This window comes from Acinetobacter sp. TUM15071 (genome assembly GCF_008980925.1).
GTDB lineage: Bacteria > Pseudomonadota > Gammaproteobacteria > Pseudomonadales > Moraxellaceae > Acinetobacter > Acinetobacter dispersus.
Genome location: NZ_BKGB01000060.1, coordinates 1 through 459, shown reverse-complemented (window position 1 = coordinate 459; position 459 = coordinate 1). Strand labels below are relative to the sequence as shown.

Sequence of the window (459 nt, the reverse complement as noted above, 5' to 3'; positions counted from 1 at the left end):
ACTTAGCTGGTTATAAGTCAGTTTTACTTGCTGCTGCTGAATATCAACGCATGTTCCCAATGCTTATGACTGCTGCGGGTACTGTAAAGCCTGCGCGTGTTGTGATCATGGGTGTTGGGGTTGCTGGTCTTCAAGCGATTGCAACTGCAAAACGTTTAGGTGCAATTGTTGAAGCGACAGACTTACGTCCTACAGCTAAAGATCAAGTTGAGTCTTTAGGTGGCAAGTGGTTAGACGTCCCAATGTCTGAAGAAGAGCAACAACGTGCAGCAGATGCCGCTAAAAATGGTTATGGATGGATGCCGGGTGAGCAATACATCAAAGACCAAGCTGCGATTGTAGATAAAGCTGTTTCTAATGCTGACATCGTGATTACTACTGCATTGTTACCAGGTCGTGATGCACCACGTTTAATTAAAGCTGAAACTGTTGCCAAGATGAAACCGGGTTCTGTCATTT

Annotated in this window: 1 pseudogene; it reads left to right on the top strand. The window is 44.9% G+C overall.

The annotated features are described in order from the left end of the window. Positions 1-459, top strand: a pseudogene (locus tag GBI66_RS19215) (NAD(P)(+) transhydrogenase (Re/Si-specific) subunit alpha); the annotation flags it as partial.